The organism is Rhizobium sp. BK275 (genome assembly GCF_014193555.1).
Classification (GTDB): domain Bacteria; phylum Pseudomonadota; class Alphaproteobacteria; order Rhizobiales; family Rhizobiaceae; genus Rhizobium.
The window spans coordinates 34,450-50,208 of sequence record NZ_JACHZL010000010.1 but is presented as its reverse complement, the minus strand read 5'-3'; the positions used below and the strand labels follow the sequence as shown (position 1 = coordinate 50,208).

The 15,759-nt window shown below is 61.4% G+C and carries 18 protein-coding genes and 1 pseudogene; 11 read left to right on the top strand and 8 right to left on the bottom strand.

Translation table 11 applies throughout. The annotated features are described in order from the left end of the window. On the bottom strand, positions 1-1,129 hold a 1,129-nt coding region (locus FHT82_RS27270; RefSeq protein ID WP_183735832.1), incomplete at its 3' end, for a hypothetical protein. A 192-nt stretch (positions 1,130-1,321) separates the two neighbouring features. Between FHT82_RS27270 and FHT82_RS27265 the strand changes: the two genes are divergently transcribed. Next, positions 1,322-1,897 carry a transglutaminase-like cysteine peptidase gene (locus tag FHT82_RS27265; RefSeq protein ID WP_183735831.1) on the top strand — a complete coding sequence of 192 codons (576 nt, stop codon included), beginning with the start codon at positions 1,322-1,324 and terminating at the stop codon, positions 1,895-1,897. A gap of 185 nt (positions 1,898-2,082) precedes the next feature. Then, positions 2,083-2,529 (top strand): DUF3597 domain-containing protein, encoded by a 447-nt coding sequence (locus FHT82_RS27260; protein WP_183735830.1) that lies wholly within the window; start codon positions 2,083-2,085, stop codon positions 2,527-2,529. 201 nt (positions 2,530-2,730) lie between these two features. Here FHT82_RS27260 and FHT82_RS27250 read toward each other — a convergent pair whose 3' ends face one another. Both FHT82_RS27250 and FHT82_RS27245 read right to left on the bottom strand, forming a co-directional pair. Next, complete coding sequence (locus FHT82_RS27250) at positions 2,731-3,027, bottom strand: YkgJ family cysteine cluster protein (RefSeq protein WP_183735829.1); 297 nt, start codon at positions 3,025-3,027, stop codon at positions 2,731-2,733. 160 nt (positions 3,028-3,187) lie between these two features. After that, positions 3,188-3,877: a hypothetical protein gene (locus tag FHT82_RS27245; protein WP_183735828.1), complete on the bottom strand. Its 690-nt coding sequence runs from the start codon at positions 3,875-3,877 to the stop codon at positions 3,188-3,190. A gap of 179 nt (positions 3,878-4,056) precedes the next feature. Here FHT82_RS27245 and FHT82_RS27240 point away from each other — a divergent pair, with 179 nt between their 5' ends. Continuing rightward, complete coding sequence (locus FHT82_RS27240; RefSeq protein ID WP_183735827.1) at positions 4,057-4,320, top strand: hypothetical protein; 264 nt, start codon at positions 4,057-4,059, stop codon at positions 4,318-4,320. Between the two features lie 118 nt (positions 4,321-4,438). Next, positions 4,439-4,939 carry a hypothetical protein gene (locus FHT82_RS27235; RefSeq protein WP_183735826.1) on the top strand — a complete coding sequence of 167 codons (501 nt, stop codon included), beginning with the start codon at positions 4,439-4,441 and terminating at the stop codon, positions 4,937-4,939. Between the two features lie 237 nt (positions 4,940-5,176). On the opposite strand, the gene FHT82_RS27230 is transcribed toward FHT82_RS27235, so the two are convergent. From FHT82_RS27230 to FHT82_RS27220, 3 genes are all read right to left on the bottom strand, one after another. Next, positions 5,177-5,395 (bottom strand): hypothetical protein, encoded by a 219-nt coding sequence (locus tag FHT82_RS27230; RefSeq protein ID WP_183735825.1) that lies wholly within the window; start codon positions 5,393-5,395, stop codon positions 5,177-5,179. After that, positions 5,392-6,162: a TMEM165/GDT1 family protein gene (locus tag FHT82_RS27225; RefSeq protein WP_183735824.1), complete on the bottom strand. Its 771-nt coding sequence runs from the start codon at positions 6,160-6,162 to the stop codon at positions 5,392-5,394. The genes FHT82_RS27230 and FHT82_RS27225 overlap by 4 nt, the downstream gene beginning before the upstream one ends. Before the next feature lie 112 nt (positions 6,163-6,274). Then, positions 6,275-6,739 (bottom strand): MarR family winged helix-turn-helix transcriptional regulator, encoded by a 465-nt coding sequence (locus tag FHT82_RS27220; RefSeq protein WP_183735823.1) that lies wholly within the window; start codon positions 6,737-6,739, stop codon positions 6,275-6,277. Between the two features lie 82 nt (positions 6,740-6,821). On the opposite strand from FHT82_RS27220, the gene FHT82_RS27215 reads away from it, so the two are divergent. The 7 genes and pseudogenes from FHT82_RS27215 to FHT82_RS27185 all read left to right on the top strand — a co-directional run bounded on the left by FHT82_RS27215 (position 6,822) and on the right by FHT82_RS27185 (position 12,635). Beyond that, on the top strand, positions 6,822-7,229 hold the full coding sequence (locus FHT82_RS27215; protein WP_183735822.1) for a DoxX family protein: 408 nt from the start codon (positions 6,822-6,824) through the stop codon (positions 7,227-7,229). 11 nt (positions 7,230-7,240) lie between these two features. Next, positions 7,241-7,924: a glutathione S-transferase family protein gene (locus tag FHT82_RS27210; protein ID WP_183735821.1), complete on the top strand. Its 684-nt coding sequence runs from the start codon at positions 7,241-7,243 to the stop codon at positions 7,922-7,924. A 180-nt stretch (positions 7,925-8,104) separates the two neighbouring features. After that, positions 8,105-8,488 (top strand): annotated as a pseudogene (locus FHT82_RS27205) (sulfatase-like hydrolase/transferase); the annotation flags it as partial. Positions 8,489-8,547: 59 nt separating this feature from the next. Next, positions 8,548-8,820 carry a hypothetical protein gene (locus FHT82_RS27200; RefSeq protein WP_183735820.1) on the top strand — a complete coding sequence of 91 codons (273 nt, stop codon included), beginning with the start codon at positions 8,548-8,550 and terminating at the stop codon, positions 8,818-8,820. Continuing rightward, complete coding sequence (locus FHT82_RS27195) at positions 8,817-9,485, top strand: hypothetical protein (RefSeq protein ID WP_183735819.1); 669 nt, start codon at positions 8,817-8,819, stop codon at positions 9,483-9,485. Before FHT82_RS27200 ends, FHT82_RS27195 begins: the two co-directional genes overlap by 4 nt. A gap of 102 nt (positions 9,486-9,587) precedes the next feature. Continuing rightward, entirely contained in the window at positions 9,588-12,152 is a 2,565-nt protein-coding gene (locus FHT82_RS27190) for an arylsulfatase (protein ID WP_183735966.1), read from the top strand. Between the two features lie 216 nt (positions 12,153-12,368). Beyond that, positions 12,369-12,635, top strand: coding sequence for a DUF2277 domain-containing protein (locus FHT82_RS27185; RefSeq protein WP_183735818.1), 267 nt, complete (start codon positions 12,369-12,371; stop codon positions 12,633-12,635). Positions 12,636-12,643: 8 nt separating this feature from the next. Here FHT82_RS27185 and FHT82_RS27180 read toward each other — a convergent pair whose 3' ends face one another. Next, a complete protein-coding gene (locus FHT82_RS27180; protein ID WP_183735817.1) occupies positions 12,644-13,354 on the bottom strand; it encodes an LssY C-terminal domain-containing protein in 711 nt (236 codons plus the stop codon). Positions 13,355-13,569: 215 nt separating this feature from the next. Next, entirely contained in the window at positions 13,570-15,252 is a 1,683-nt protein-coding gene (locus FHT82_RS27175) for an arylsulfatase (protein ID WP_183735816.1), read from the bottom strand. Between the last annotated feature and the right edge of the window lie 507 nt (positions 15,253-15,759).

The window sequence follows — 15,759 nt, the reverse complement described above, 5'->3', positions numbered from 1 at the left end:
CGCTGCCGCCGCCATTGCCGGAACCGCTGCCGCCGCCATTGCCGGAACCGCTGCCGCCGCCATTGCCGGAACCGCTGCCGCCGCCATTGCCGGAACCGCTGCCGCCGCCATTGCCGGAACCGCTGCCGCCGCCATTGCCGGAACCACTGCCGCCGCCATTGCCGGAGCCACTGCTGCCGCCATTGCCGGAGCCACTGCTGCCCTTGTCAGAACCGCTGCTGCCGCTCTTGCCCGAGCCACCCTTGTCGCCCTTGTCGGAGCCGCCCTTGTCGCCCTTGTCGCCCTTGTCGGTGCCACCCTTGTCGCCCCGGTCAGAACCGCCCTTGTCGCCCTTGTCCGAGCCACCCTTGTCGCCCCGGTCGGTGCCACCCTTGTCGCCTCGGTCAGAACCGCCCTTGTCGCCCCTGTCCGAGCCACCCTTGTCGCCCTTGTCCGAGCCACCCTTGTCGCCCCGGTCGGTGCCACCCTTGTCGCCCCGGTCAGAACCGCCCTTGTCGCCCTTGTCCGAGCCACCCTTGTCGCCCCGGTCGGTGCCACCCTTGTCGCCTCTGTCGGAGCCACCCTTGTCGCCCCGGTCAGAACCGCCCTTGTCGCCTCGGCCCTTGTCGCCGCGATCACCGTGATCCTTGTCACCACGATCACCATGGTCCTTATCGCCATGGTCCTTGCCGCCGTGGTGATCACGGTCCTTGCCGCCGTGGTGATCACGGTCCTTGCCGCCGTGATGGTCACGGTCCTTGCCGCCATGGTGACCACCATGATGACCATCGTGATGATCGCCGGGGCCATCGCCGTCACCATCGCCGGAGCCGCCGGTGTTGCCGCCGCTGCCGTTACCGTCGTTGCCGCCGTTGTTCTGATCGCCGGAAGGATTCTGGTTCGACGCCTGTTTGCCGGAACCGGAACCGGAGCCGGAGCGACCGCCGAAGCCGTTGCCGCTGCTGTCATTGTTGACCGTGCGGCTGTCCTTGTCGGTGCGGATGGATTTCGTCGGCAGGCACAACCTGGCCTCGATCGAGCCCGGCGCAGCCGTGGCGCAGTTGACAACTGCCGGTGCGGCCATTGTGAGGCTGCTGCTTGCCAGAAGGTAAGCAACGGCGACGCTATACTTCGCTGCTTTGCGGATCATCTTTTTTCTCCCAAAGTTAACAAACCGTTAACTGAGGGGAATTCCTATATTAGCAAAAAGTTAATTCCAAGAATAAACTGTGGATAGTGGCACAGGTTCTTAACCTATAGTTAATTACGCAAGTAATAATTTTTATTAAAGTTTTAGTATAAACTGTGTTACCTTCTCTCACGAACAATAGAGGGGTGATTCATGCGACGGCTTGTTTATCTTGTTTCCCTTGTGTTCTTTCCCATGCAATTTCAAGCATTTGCCGGGCAGCTGCTGCCGGTCGGCAGAAGCATCGGCGCGCCGGTGGGATTCGCCTCCGCCTGTGCCAGCTACCGCTGGCTTTGCCGTGAGACTCCCTCGCGAGCGACAGCCGAGCAGCCGGGCATGCCACTTCTTCGCAAGGTCACCCGCGCCGTGAACCTGCACGTGATTTCGACCGAGGACCGCTCCGCCTCCGGAAACGGCGACGTCTGGACCCTGCCCTCGAACGGACGGGGCGACTGCGAGGATTACGCTTTGCAGAAGATGAAGGACCTGATCGACGCCGGTTTTCCGGCAAACCGCCTGGCGCTCTCGGTAGTGATCGGCCTGCGTGACGAGAACCACGTCGTGCTGATCGCCCGCATGGACGACGGCGATTACGTGCTCGACAATCTCAACAACGCAGTGAAACCCTGGAGAGCCACGCCCTATACGTTTCTGGCGACGCAGGATTTCCGGGCAAAATCGACCTGGCGGGTGACCCTTGCCGGGCCGAGGGCGAACGAGTTTTCTTGATTCTGGCGGGGCGGCAGAGGACGCGGGGCGCGACTATTGAACGTATGTGCCGGGCGCATACGTCTAATACCCAAGAACTGCATCTCGCAAACCATGATTCCCGTCCGCCACCTTTGCGGATCGCGTTACCACCCTACTTCTCTCCCGGACATCCCCGATCGCAACCACAAGAGGAGGGTTTCCCCGTGGGCGTCTTCGACCGCATCAAGAACGCGATTTTCGGCAAGGCACAGGCGGCACCCGCGCCGGAGCCAGCACCCGCGGCCCCACAGGCCAGTGCGCCGGTCAGCGAACCCGCAACCGGCGCGCCGCCACCTGCTCAATCAGGTTCGGCCCAGGCGAACCCAACCCAGGCCAGCCCAACCCAGGCTAGCAAGGCCGATATCGAGCAGATCCTGAACGCGGCCGTGAAGAAATCCGGCCAGAAGCTCGACTGGCGCCATTCGATCGTCGATCTCATGAAGGCGCTCGGAATGGATGCGAGCATGGCAGAGCGCAAGGAGCTCGCCGGCGAACTCGGCTATACCGGCGATACCAATGACAGCGCGAAGATGAACATCTTCCTTCACAAGGCGCTCATGAAGAAACTGTCGGAAAACGGCGGCAAGGTGCCGGCCGATCTTCTGGATTGAGCGGCAGTCGAGGACCTGCCCGAGCAATACCGCGAATGGCTCATCGATTTCGGAGACAGCGGATATGCGGCTCGCTACCGCTTCGATCAGGACACGGTAACGATCCTCGCGGTGCGGCACCGGAAGGAAGCAATGTTCTGATACGGATGTCACGGCGATTGCCGTGACAAGGTTCGGCACGCTTCGAGATCGGTATTTGATCTACACCAGCCCGATCGCCGCGCGCGCCATCAGGCAGGCTTCGTCGCCCGGAAGGCAGGCGCGACAGACATCCGGCCGGATATCGTAGACCATGCACGATACATATGACCCGACAGTGCCGGAGAGCGCGCAGCAGCGCTCTCCATCGCAGCGCATGCCCGTCTGATCCGCCGAAACGAAATGCGCCGGCAGCAGATCGAGGTCCTCTTCGCTTTCAGTGGTAAACCTCGGCCATTCGCTCGAATAGGAACAGCACGCGCCGCAGGCCTGACAGTCCAGCTCTGTTGATAGGGTCATATGTGGCTCTTAACATTGTATCGGCCAAGGATGCAAAAGCATCGGTCCAATGCCGGACCGGCAAGCGTGAACAAGTTGATCCTCCACGCGCCCGGGGCGCGTCCTGTCGCCGGTGGCAGTCACGTCGCCAGCACCGGTTCCGGAAACAATACCGGCAGCCTCACTTCGCTTTCAGCGGCACCGGAAAATCGTTGCTCAGGTCGGCCAGGCACAGTTGAAAATCGATCGCCGTATCCTTCGAGCGCACCCGTTCCCCGTTGGGCTTGACGTCCGTCACGTCGAGTTCGATCGGAACGGTGATCATCCTGTCCCCGTAAAACTGGTTGAAGGCAACGCTGATCGCATGAGAGGAACTCGTCGCTTCCATGAGGATTTTCAGCGCCGGGTCGGTATCGAGCAACATCTTCACGGTTCCAGGCGTTTCGGTGCCTGTCGGTTCCCCGCGACTGTCGGTGTGGCTTTCGGTATCCGTGCCGACGAGATAGGCCTTCGACGGCGCCGATGGCGTGAAACGGATATCGCCATCCTCCCCGTTCGAAGCCTCTTCGACAGTGAGAAACAAGGTGCTCACAAACGGGGGAAGTATGTCGGTTTCGCCTACCAGGAGACGGGTCTTGATCAGGTTGAGATAACCGGTCACACGAAGATATTGTCCCGACCGATAGATATGATCCCGCGTGAGCGCGACGAACCAATAGGTACAGCCGCCCGTCCGGCCATCCTCCATCACCATGGGCTGGGCCGCCGCTTTCAGCGTGCCGTTCAGGATATCGAGCGCGTCTCTTGCCTTTGCCGGCACCACGGCGAGGCATGCTGCAAGCAACGCCCCGGCCAGCGAAATCCACTTCATGCCAATCCCTCGCCCCCTTGATGAGGACGCATCATAAATGCGCTTCACTGCCCATAGTCCAGCCCCCTCACGGCGACCACAAAAAGATGCGCCCACCCATGCGGGTGATATCCATGCGATTGCCCGAGGCGTAAACTTTTCTCCGGCTCCGATATCAGGAGCAGCAAGAGGAGGACGCAATGCCGACCATCCTGGCTCATCACGACGTCAAGGACGTCAAACACTGGCTCGCCTCGCCCCGCCGCAAGGAAGTTTTCGAACCGATCGGCTGCACGAATATTCGCACCTTCGTCGATCCGCAATCGTCCAACAAGGTTGGCCTCGTCATGGACGTCGCCGACATGGGCCGCCTGGCGGAATTCATGAAGAGCAAGCAAGCGGCCGATGCGATGGAATATGACGGCGTATTGCCCGAGACCCTGGTGATCCTCGTTCAGTCCTAGCCGAAGCTCAGTTCAATCCGTTCTGTCGGCGCACCGCGCCGGCAATCAATCCCCGCCGCCCATGCATCCTTTTTCCGCCTCGAACGTTTGAACTCCGTCAGCGAAAGAGGAGACCGAAATGGCGAGCAGGACAGGCAGGAACTCGATCGAAGGCAGGGACGCGGTGAAGGATGTGGGCGAGCAGCCGCCGGCCGACCACATCGCGCCGACAGACTGGGCCGCCCGCCACGAGGGTTTCGAGAGTGAAGCGGAATACCGCACCTATCTGGATGCGGTTGCCGAGGATGCGCCGGTGGAGGAGATCGTCGTCGATGTCGAGCGCGCCGCCGCGCGCGCGGAGCTCGAGCGACAGATCGAGGACGTGCGCTGCGAGATCGACAATCTGCGCGCCCGGCTGCATATCATCCGTCATCAGGCGGGCAACGTGGTGGAAGAAAATATCCGCTGGGCGGATGCGAGCGCCCATGCGCAGCTCGGCGATCATCCCTGGCTGAAGCTTTCCAGCACCATGGCCGCCGCCTTCCTCGTCGGCAAGGCCCTGCAGCGCCTGCCCTTCGGTCCGTTCGCCACCGCCCTGGCGCCGCTCATTCTGGTCGTGGCGCGGGAGAGAGGAAGGTAAGCTCGCCCTGCCTTCATTCCTGTGCTTGTCACAGGAATCCAGAAGCCGCGTGTCTACGCGGCGGGGGACTCTCTCTCTCCAACGAACTCATAAGCCCTTAAATATAAGGGTCTTTTCGGCTTGCGGACGCAAGCCGGCTGGATTCCTGTGACAAGCACAGGAATGAGGGAGGTCGGGGATACGCCTCATTCACAGGAAGCGCCTCGCCTGGCCCCACAACCTCCAGACAACCACCCTCTACCGCCGAAATTTCCGCCTTGCGGCCCGTGTCACGCTCTCCGCGAGAACGGCGAGACAGCCGGCGATGAGCAGCACGGCCCCCGCGGTCGGGCCGATGAGGCCGGATTTTACCGCGAGGCCGACCCCGAGCACGAGAAGCAGGCTGAAAAGCGCCAGCGCCCCGTCATCGATGAACATACCGGTCAATTCCTTGAAGGCGATCTTCAGAATGCTCATCGGGCGACGGGCTCCGCATGCAGATTGTGATACTGGCGCAGCCACCGGACTGCGATGAAGGAGAAGGCGGCGAGACCGCCGAAGAGCACGGGCAGCGAGAGGTCTTCGCCCGGCCATGGCGTGCCGATGCCCTCGCCCACCCAGAAGATGCCGAAACCCGTCAGCAGCAGCCCGACGATGAATTTCAGCGTATTTTCCGGCACTGAAGACAGCGGCTTGTGAACAGCCATGCCGATGACGAGCACGGCGATGCAGGCCACCAGCGCGCCGATGGCCGCATAGGGCAGCATGCCGGGCCGCGCGCCTGTCGCGATCACGATGAACACCACTTCGATGCCTTCGAGCAGCACGGCCTTGAAGGCGGCCGTGCCGGCCAGAAAATCGGCCCGCCGGTCAGCAGCCCGACGCTCCGTGAATTGGCGGGCAAGCGCATCGGTTTCCGCGGCAAAGGCCTTTTCCTCATCATGCAGCGCGATGAAGCCCGCGGCCCTGAGGATCGCTTTTCTCAGCCACCGCATGCCGAACAGGATCAAGAGCGTGCCGATGCCGAATTGCAGGATGTCGATCGGGATCAGGCCGAGCAGAGGCCCGAAGACCAGCACCAGCACCGCAAGCACTGCCAGCGCCAGCCCCGTGCCGATAAAGGCCGGCCGCCAGCTCCGTGTGACGCCGACCGCAAGGATGATGGTGAAGGCTTCCACGACCTCCACGAAGGAGCCGAGGAAGGAGGCAGTCATCGTCGAAGTCATGCTTGTGATCGTCGTCATCGTCACCTCGGTTTTCCGCAGTCGATCGGGACAGGTAGCAGCAATGCTCCGGCCGCGAAAAGAATGCCCACGCAAAATCCGGCCTGTCCACTGCCCTCATCAGCCTCCGTCGCTAAGCATCCCGTGACAATGCACTCAACAAGTTGGCCAGTTGATCGCTTTGGGCGACGTCGAGCTTGTCGCCAAGATGACGCTTTATCGCGGGCGCATAGACTTTCCACATTCTCGCCTGCATGGCGCGGCCATCGTCGGTGATGACCACCCATCGGCCGCGGCCGTCCTCGGCATAGAGTTCACGCACGACAAGTCCGCTCTTGTCCATCCGGTCGAGAAGGCGGGAGAGATTGTGTTGGGCAAGAAGCGTGCGCTGCTCGATCTCGTAAGGGCGCAATCTGCCGCCCTCCGCCCGCGAAAGTTCCAGAAGCACGTCATACCAGCCGAGCGGCGGGAGGTCGGCGGCTTTGAGATCGTTCTCGATCGCCGCAAGAACCGTCTGCTGGGCACGCATGAGCAGAACCCATGCGCGCGTGGCGGAAGGAGACGGTTGAGGATGGTCGGGAGCCGAAGGATCAATCATAGATGCAATTACATCTATATTGACGGCGAGCGCAAGGGCCTATATAGATGCAATTACATCTACCTCATTAAGGAGTCCGTCCATGAACCAGGAACGCATGACCGATTATGCCGTCACACTGCTGCGCGTGAGCCTCGGCGTGATGTATCTCGCCCATTCCATCGTGCTCAAGCTCTTCACATTCGGCCTTGCCGGCACGGCGGGCTATTTCGCATCCATCGGCCTGCCGGGATGGCTGGCCTATCTGACCTTTGCGGCCGAAGCCGTTGGTGGCGTGATGCTGGTGCTCGGCATTTATGCCCGATGGGTTGCCCTCGCATTGATCCCCGCCCTGCTCGGCGCAATCATCTGGGCTCATTGGGGCAATGGCTGGGTGTTCAACGCACCGAACGGCGGCTGGGAATATCCGTTCTATCTCATCGTGCTGTCGCTGGCCCAGTTCCTGCTTGGCGACGGTCGCTATGCGCTTCGTTCTGCCCCCGCGTTTTAAAGGTGCCTGTCATGTCCGATGCACATCTGATCCTCGTCAGCCATCATCTCTGCCCCTATGTCCAGCGCGCCGCCATCGCCCTTGCGGAAAAGGGCGTGCCCTTCGAGCGCCGCACTATCGATCTCTCGGCAAAGCCCGACTGGTTCCTGGCCATCTCGCCGCTCGGCAAGGTGCCGCTGCTGGTCGTCAACCAGGCGGATGGAACGCAGGCGGTACTGTTCGAAAGCGCCGTGATCTGCGAATACCTGGAGGAAACCCAACCGGGATCGCCGCTCCATCCCGCCGATCCGCTGAAGCGGGCTCAGCACCGGGGATGGATGGAGTTCGGCTCATCGATCCTTTCGGACCTGTGGGGCTTCGAGACAGCCAGGGATGCCGCCGCCTACGAGGCCAAACGATCGGCCCTCATCGACAAATTCAGGCGCGTCGAGGCCGAACTCGGCGCAGGGCCATTTTTCGCCGGCGAGACATTCAGTCTCGTCGACGCAGTCTTCGCGCCGATCTTCCGCTATTTCGACGTGTTCGACACGATCGCATCCACCGGAATATTCGATGGGCTGTCCCGCACGGCCCAATGGCGCGCGGCCTTGACCGAGCGCCGGAGCGTGCGCGAGGCGGTCGGGGGCGATTATGGCGACCGCCTGCGAACCTTCCTTAAGCATCACGATGCCTGGCTGCTGAAACTATCCGCATGAAAGCCCTCTTGTAGCACCGACGCTCCCTCCTCTCTCGTCATTCGGCAGTTTCCGCGCTCATCGTAAGACCTGATCGAAAGCGTTAGGGAATGCAGCCTTTTTCGCACGGGCCAACTCGTGTATTTAAAGCTTTCGTAATATACGATCGCATTTTCCTGATCTGCTGCGGGGGGAGCCGTCATGAGAATTTGCCGGAGCATGCTTGCGGGTGCGGGTCTCCTGGCCCTTGGTTGTGTCCCGGGATGGGCTCAACAGGTCACCGGTACTCAGGGATCCCCCGAAGCCACCGCCACGATCACCGGAAAACAACTTCCACCGCCTGATCCGAAATTCGGCGGTGTCATCAACGAAAAGGCGTCGGACTCGACACCATGGTGGGCTCCGCGCGTCGTGCCGCCGAAAGGCGCCCCCAACGTGTTGCTGATCATGACGGATGACCAGGGCTTCGGCGCACCGAGCACCTTCGGCGGCGTCATTCCAACGCCGGCGATGGATCGCATCGCCAGCCAGGGCCTGCGCTTTACCAATTTCCACTCCACGTCACTCTGCTCTCCGACGCGCGCGTGCAACCGCGCGATCTATCACGACGGATGGGTAGCAGCCACGACGCCGGCAACGCTACCGTGAGCTCCGAGCACCACGACGTCTCCGGACGTGATCAGCGGAGCACCGAACTTGGTACAGGCGGCACGGGTGTGCTCTCCGTCGACGGCAAGGAAGTGGCCACGAACGCGCTGGGGCACGGCATCCCGGTGACGTTCCCCGAGGACGAGACCTTCGACGTCGGCCTCGATACGCGCACCGGCGTGGCGCTCGTGGAGTATCGGTACGACACGCCATTCGAGTTCACCGGCAAGATCGACAAGCTAACTTTCGAACCAGGGAGAAAAAAATGAGCCTCAAGCACACCATCAGCACCATCGCGGTAGCCGCGACGTTCGGCATTCTCACATCGTCGACGTCGATGGCCGAAAACGCCATCACCGCGCCGGCGACGAAGTCCATCGGCACCTCGAGCACGCAGAAGACGGAACTCGTTCCCTCGCTGATCGTGATGAACTCCGACGGCGCGACCCTGAAGGGCGACACGCTGACGCTGACGAGCATTTCCAACAACTCGATCCTGTTCGCCGACCGGCCGGTCCGCTCCGCCGGCCATGCGCTGACCACCCACTTGCTGGAAGAGTGGGCTCAGGGCGGCAGCTTCGAAAAGGATCCGCCGAACGCCACCGTCTCGGTGCTGAACAAGGACGCGTCGAGCGTCGAGGACGCCGTCGTCGTTCTGAAGGAACCAAAGCTCGAAGGCACGAACCTGACGTTCAAGGTGGAGGTGCTGGAGGGCAGTCTCGCCAAGGCGGATGGCCCGGCATCGATCTTCATCGACATTATCGGCATGCCGAGGACGCCTCTGTCGTTTGCGGGTGTAGCACGAAGGACGGCCTTCCGGGGAGCCTGGTACGGCGCGGCTGCGGCGGCCTACGACCGGCCCTATTACCCGCCCTATTACCGGCCCTACTATCCGCCGCCGGCCTGCGGCTATTATCCGCTGCCGCCGTGCTAGGGCTGCATGACGGAGCGCGGCAGACGGAGCGTCAACAATGGCCCGGTCGGACGGGGCCGATTCAATCCGATGGCAGTAACCAGAGAGGAATGCACCATGCGAATGAAATTGGCCTTACTAACGCAGATTGCTGCGACTACCTTGGCGTGTTCCGCCTGGACCGCGAGCGCCCAGCAGGTCACCGTTGAGCCGGGTTCGCCCGGTGCCACGACCTCGATCGACGGCAAGCAATTGCCGGCACCAGACCCGGCTTTCGGCGGCGTCATCAAGGATGATGCGCTTCAGTCGAAACCTTGGTGGGCGCCGGCCATCGTGCCGCCGAAGGATGCGCCGAACGTGCTCTTGATCATCACGGATGATGCCGGGTTTGGTGTGCCAAGCACCTTCGGCGGCGTTATCCCGACGCCGACCATGGATCGGATCGCCAATGAAGGTCTGCGCTACAACAATATCCATTCGACGGCGCTGTGCTCGCCGACGCGGGCGGCCCTCATCACCGGGCGGAACCATCACTCGGCCGGTTTCGGCGTAATCTCCGAACAGTCGACGGGCTTCCCCGGCTACAACAGCATCATCGGCGAGGACAAGGCCACGATCGGGCGGATTCTGCTCGACAACGGCTACGCCACGTCCTGGTTCGGCAAAGATCACAACACTCCGGCATTTGCCGCCAGTCAGGCCGGTCCATTCGATAAATGGCCGACCGGCATGGGCTTCGAGTATTTCTACGGGTTCGTCGGCGGCGATGCGAACCAGTGGCAACCGAACCTGTTCCGCAATACCACCCAGATCTATCCCTTCGACGGCAAGCCGGGCTGGAACCTGATCACGGGGATGGCCGATGATGCCATCGACTACCTGACCCGCCTCAACCAGACGATCCCCGACAAGCCGTTCTTCGTGAAATACGCGCCCGGCGCCACGCATGCGCCGCATCATCCGACCAAGGAATGGCTCGACAAGATACAGGAGATGCACCTGTTCGATGAGGGCTACAACAAGCTTCGCGATCAGATCTTCGCAAACCAAAAGAAGCTCGGCGTCATCCCTCAGGATACGCAGATGGAGCCCTGGCCGACGAACGTGCTCCAGAATTGGGACGATCTGCCGGCGGAAGAGAAGAAGCTCTTCATCAAGCAAGCGGAGGTATTCGCCGCTTACGCCGCCTACAATGACCACGAGATCGGCCGTGTCGTCCAGGCCATCGAGGACATGGGCAAGCTCGACAACACGCTCATCATCTACATCAACGGCGATAACGGCACGAGCGCCGAAGGCGGCCCCCTCGGCACGCCCAATGAGGTCGCCTTCTTCAACGGCATCAACAAGATGCCGGTCGACGTGCAGATGAAGTGGTACGACGTCTGGGGCACCGAGCAGACCTACAACCACATGTCGGCAGGCTGGTCGTGGGCCTTCGACACGCCCTTCACCTGGTTCAAGCAGAACGCCTCGAAGCTTGGCGGCGTCCGCCAGAACATGGCGGTCTCCTGGCCGGCACGCATCAAGGACAAGGGCGGCCTGCGCGAGCAGTTCATGCACGTGATCGACGTGGTGCCGACCATCCTCGAAGCAACCGGGATCCCCGCGCCTGAGACGGTGAACGGCATCAAGCAGGCGCCGATCGAGGGCACGAGTTTCGCCTACACGTTCGACAAGGAGAACGCCAAGGCGCCTACCCGTCACAAGACCCAGTACTTCGAGATGATGGGGCAGTGGGCGCTATACAATGACGGCTGGCTGCTCAGCACCAAGGTAAACCGCGCTCCGTGGGACGCGTTCGGTCCAGCCAACGCCGACCCGCTCAACAACCAGGTGCTGGAACTTTACGATCTTACCAAGGACTTCAGCCAATCCCATGACATCGCCGACCAGAATCCCGACAAGGTGAAAGAGATGAAGGAACTGTTCATCGCGGAGGCCAGGAAATATCAGGTCTTCCCGATGGACGCCTCGGTGGCGGCCCGCATCGTGGCGCCGCGCCCGAACATCACCGCCGGCCGCAGCGAGTTCGTCTATACTCACCCGATGGTTGGGTTGCCGCAGGGCGACTCGCCGCTGCTGATCAATACGTCCTACACGATCACCGCCGACATCGACGTGCCGGAGGGTGGGGCCGAGGGTATGATCCTGACATCGGGCGGCCGCTTCGCCGGCTACGGCTTCTATCTGCTCAAGGGCAAACCCGTCTTCCTGTGGAACCTGGTCGACCTGAAGCGGATCAAATGGGAGGGGCCGGACGCGCTGACGCCCGGCAAGCATCTGATCGAGTTCGACTTCAAATATGACGGGCTCGGCGCTGGCACACTTGCCTTTAACAACTTCAGCGGCGTCGGCGGTCCAGGCACCGGCACGCTCAAGGTGGACGGCAACGTGGTGGCAACCCAGAAGATGGAACGCACCCTGCCGATGATCCTGCAGTGGGACGAGAGCTTCGACGTCGGCTCCGACACGCTCACCGGTGTCAACGACGCCGACTACCAGCCGCCGTTTACGCTGACCGCCAAGCTCAACAAGCTGACGCTCAAGGTGGACCGTCCGGTGCTCAGCGAAGACGACATCAAGAAGTTTCAGGAAGCCCAGGCGGCCGCGAGCGACGGCGCCGCCAGCCAGGCCGTTGCGGTCGACGGCAAGCCGATTCAGCACGTCCAGCCCGGGCCGAATTGATCCGAGCGCCTCGCCAAACTCGCGAACGAAATGCGGGCCTGAGGTCAGTCCTCAGGCCCGTCGATCAGGAGAAGACAATGGCTCGACCGAAGTCTCGCGCGGCGCGAGGCGGTTCTTGTGGACTTGCAGTCCGTTGCAATTGGCGCTCTCGCGACTAACTTTCATATGACGCCACGCCCCTTTCCGTGGCGGAGAGACGATGAAGGAAAGCAGCGCATGTGCCGAAATATAAAACCCCTGTTCAATTTCGATCCGCCGGCGACGGACGAGGAAATCCATGATGCGGCGCTTCAGTTCGTGCGCAAGCTGAGCGGAACCACCAGGCCATCGAAACGCAATGAGGCCGCCTTCGAGAGCGCCGTCTCGTCGATCGCAAGATGCGCCCATGAATTGCTCAATTCGCTGGAGACGTCTCAGCCGCCTCGCGACCGCGAGGAAGTCGCTGCCAAGGCGCGGGCACGAACGGCCGCCCGCTTCGCATAGGAAACGCCCTACTGCTGCTGGTTTCGAAGCACGCCGACGAGCGCCTTTCCGTCGGTGAAATAGGGATCGCCGCCGCCGTTGCGGCCGTCCCTGGTTGCTCCGATGCCTTCGATCTCATAGGTCGACAGAATTTGTCCGGCCTTGAGAAGATCGCCGATGACAAGGTCTCGCTCCGCATCGACGTCAGGGCCGATATGATGCGTGATCTGACCGGTATCGTGGCTGAAGCCGACGCCCCGGTCGAAACTTGCCGAGCCCAGCCAGTGCGGGCGGTCATTCGGGCCGGTTTGTCCGGTCAGCCAGAAACGGACATGGTTGCGTTCGTCGGCACTTCTGCCCACGGGCTTTTCGAAAGCCAGATCCTGTTTTCTGCCCTCGAAAAGCAGCGGGCTGACCGGCGCATCGAGATCGGGCCGGTCAAGCACCACGCTCAGTCCGATATCGATCGATGTGCGCAGGGTGATCTTATCGGCAGGATCCCATTTGGCAGCGGCGAATGCCCGGATGACCTCTTCCTTCGAACCGACAAGACCGACATTGATGGGGTCGCCGGGGATCCCCTGCTCTGTCGTCGTGACCATGTTGCCGACTTTGGCAACACGGTCGGCATCGTGAAAAATCCAGATCTCGGGAATGACGAAATAGGCAAGCAGCAGATAGATGAACAGCAGGACAGCCACCGTTCTCGTGGCCACGCGGATCTTCGTGCGATGAAGCATTGGAAATCCCCCCAGATTGCCAGGCAGGATCATACGCCGAACATGCGGCGACGACATCCATAATTTGCAGTCGGCTTCGGCAGCGTCACCCAGGGCATGAGGGACAATATGACGTGCTCGCCGTCGACCGCATGCTGCCGGGCCTCGACGGCCTGTCGATCTGCACGACGGACGGGCAGCCCCTCGGGCCACCCGTTGTCTCGACCCATTCTCGATCAGTTGCCTGGCTTGTTCTTGATCGCCTCGTCTATCTGCCTCTTCACGGCATCCAGGTTGAAGGAGGCCGGATCCTGCATTGGCGGATAGTCGACTGCCGTAAGAGCGAGTTTGGCGACTTCCTGCTGAACGCTGACGAAGCGCCAGAACTCACGAGCGTAGAAGTCGTTCATGTAGCCTCCACCAAGGTCATTGAGGCTTTGTTCGCCAATCGACGGTGTCCGCTCGAAGGGATCCTGACGGATATTGACCATGGTGGGCATATCAGTCGTTACCTTTGCGCCGGGCCAGCCCTGCGGCTGCTGAAAGAACTGATACTTGAAATCGTCGAGGCGCACAGCCCCCAGCGCAGGGCCGCCGAAGTAGAAGAACTCATGACGTGCGGACGGCGCATTGCCCTCCAGCAGGTCCAGCTGGTTGTAGCCGTCGAGGTGGTTCTTGTAGGTCACGTCACCCAGCTTCACGCCTTTGAGCAACTGGTCGGTGATGTTGGGATTACCAGCCGCCGCCACCAGCGTGGGGAACCAATCCAGGGCGGAGAAAATACCGTTCTCGACCGTGCCCGGCTTGACCCTGCCCGGCCAGCGGATGATCGCGGGTGCGCGGAAGCCGCCCTCCATCACAGTACCCTTGGTGCCCTTGAACGGGGTCATGCCGCCGTCAGGCCAGGTAAAGACTTCTGCGCCATTGTCGGTCGTGAAGACGACGATGGTGTTGTCGGTCTCGTCGGCGTCCTCGACGCATTTCAGGATGGCACCGACGCTGTCGTCCAATTGCGCCATGCCGGCTTCTTCGAGACCATAATTGGTCTGGCTGTTCATCAAAGCCTGGTACTTGGGAGACAGGAACGTCCAGACGTGCATGCGCGTCGTGTTGTGCCAGACGAAGAACGGCTTTCCTTCGGTCTTGGCCTTGTCCATGAAGTCGCAGGAGGCCTTGACCAGCACGTCGTCGAACGTACCCATGTCGTACTTGGCCTTGGGCGTTATGTCATGCATGTTCGGCACGTTGGACATATCAGGGTATGGCGCCAGCGGGCCTTCGTCGATGATCCGCTGCTTGCCGATCTTGCCCCAGCGCGGCTGCTGGGTCGCGTCGTCCGTATCAGTGGCAAAGCTGTGCACCAGATTGCGCGGCCCGACCTTGTCACGGTACGACTGGTCATCCGGGAACGAATACCAGTAGGGGTCCGACATCGCATCGAGGTGGTACAAGTACCCGAAGAACTCATCGAAGCCATGGAGAGTTGGCAGGAACTTGTTCAAATCGCCGAGGTGATTCTTGCCAAACTGGCCCGTGGCATAGCCCTCGGTTTTGAGGACGGCGGCGATGGTTGCGGCCTTGTCCGGCATACCCACATCTGCGCCCGCCTGCCCCACAGTCGTCAGGCCGGTGCGTAACGGGATTTCACCGGTGATGAAACTCGCCCGGCCGGCCGTGCAGCTCGCCTCGGCATAATAGTCGGTGAACATCATGCCCTCAGACGCCAGCTTATCGAGGTTCGGCGTCTTCCCGGACATGATGCCCCGGTGATAGGCACCGATGTTGAACCAACCAACATCGTCGCCCATGATGACGAGGATGTTGGGTTTCGACTGCTGCTGCGCGACTGCCGGTGCACCCAGCGCGGTTGCGCATGCGGAAGCCAGCAGCCCGAAGCAAAGGTTTCTCATGGCACTCATGGTGTATCCTCCGTTGAGTTTGCTCGTGCTCGGCCCTATTGGTATTGCCTCTTAGAGCAGAAGGATGCCCATCCTCTCGGCCGGGGACGATCTGGTGTCGTGACAGTTCGCGGCATGGTGCTGCAGGAGGTCGGTCTGTTGGGGTATTTGAAAAATGCCGCGCTGATTGCTCGCCATAGAGGTGGCGACAGGCGTACCCGCTATCGAAGTGTCGATGGCCAGTAATGACATGCTTGCCCTCGCGTCTGCCTGGATGTCGGCAGTCGCGTTGCCGGATAATCGCACATCTTCGCCCTCGCCGCCAGATTGAAGGCTCTCGTCAATACACTCCGATTGGATAGGGTCCGGGTGTATGACATCCACCGTAATGCCGATCCCATATCATGGCCGCTTTTGGCGCGAAGCGGCCGCTGGAACCGCAGTGAAGCGGGCTGGTGGCATTTCCACCCTCCGTCATCAAGTCGACAATGAGGGAACGTGGTGCGTGTGGCTCCCTCATTCCCTCCT

What these genes read in the sequence shown, in the direction of transcription:
- FHT82_RS27195 (WP_183735819.1), top strand. Translation starts at nt 8,817, where the DNA reads ATGAGCCTCAAGCACACCATCAGCACCATCGCGGTAGCCGCGACGTTC.
- FHT82_RS27215 (WP_183735822.1), top strand. Translation starts at nt 6,822, where the DNA reads ATGAACCAGGAACGCATGACCGATTATGCCGTCACACTGCTGCGCGTG.
- FHT82_RS27225 (WP_183735824.1), bottom strand. Translation starts at nt 6,162, where the DNA reads ATGACGACGATCACAAGCATGACTTCGACGATGACTGCCTCCTTCCTC.
- FHT82_RS27185 (WP_183735818.1), top strand. Translation starts at nt 12,369, where the DNA reads ATGTGCCGAAATATAAAACCCCTGTTCAATTTCGATCCGCCGGCGACG.
- FHT82_RS27265 (WP_183735831.1), top strand. Translation starts at nt 1,322, where the DNA reads ATGCGACGGCTTGTTTATCTTGTTTCCCTTGTGTTCTTTCCCATGCAA.
- FHT82_RS27230 (WP_183735825.1), bottom strand. Translation starts at nt 5,395, where the DNA reads ATGAGCATTCTGAAGATCGCCTTCAAGGAATTGACCGGTATGTTCATC.
- FHT82_RS27220 (WP_183735823.1), bottom strand. Translation starts at nt 6,739, where the DNA reads ATGATTGATCCTTCGGCTCCCGACCATCCTCAACCGTCTCCTTCCGCC.
- FHT82_RS27190 (WP_183735966.1), top strand. Translation starts at nt 9,588, where the DNA reads ATGAAATTGGCCTTACTAACGCAGATTGCTGCGACTACCTTGGCGTGT.
- FHT82_RS27245 (WP_183735828.1), bottom strand. Translation starts at nt 3,877, where the DNA reads ATGAAGTGGATTTCGCTGGCCGGGGCGTTGCTTGCAGCATGCCTCGCC.
- FHT82_RS27210 (WP_183735821.1), top strand. Translation starts at nt 7,241, where the DNA reads ATGTCCGATGCACATCTGATCCTCGTCAGCCATCATCTCTGCCCCTAT.
- FHT82_RS27180 (WP_183735817.1), bottom strand. Translation starts at nt 13,354, where the DNA reads ATGCTTCATCGCACGAAGATCCGCGTGGCCACGAGAACGGTGGCTGTC.
- FHT82_RS27235 (WP_183735826.1), top strand. Translation starts at nt 4,439, where the DNA reads ATGGCGAGCAGGACAGGCAGGAACTCGATCGAAGGCAGGGACGCGGTG.
- FHT82_RS27250 (WP_183735829.1), bottom strand. Translation starts at nt 3,027, where the DNA reads ATGACCCTATCAACAGAGCTGGACTGTCAGGCCTGCGGCGCGTGCTGT.
- FHT82_RS27240 (WP_183735827.1), top strand. Translation starts at nt 4,057, where the DNA reads ATGCCGACCATCCTGGCTCATCACGACGTCAAGGACGTCAAACACTGG.
- FHT82_RS27175 (WP_183735816.1), bottom strand. Translation starts at nt 15,252, where the DNA reads ATGAGTGCCATGAGAAACCTTTGCTTCGGGCTGCTGGCTTCCGCATGC.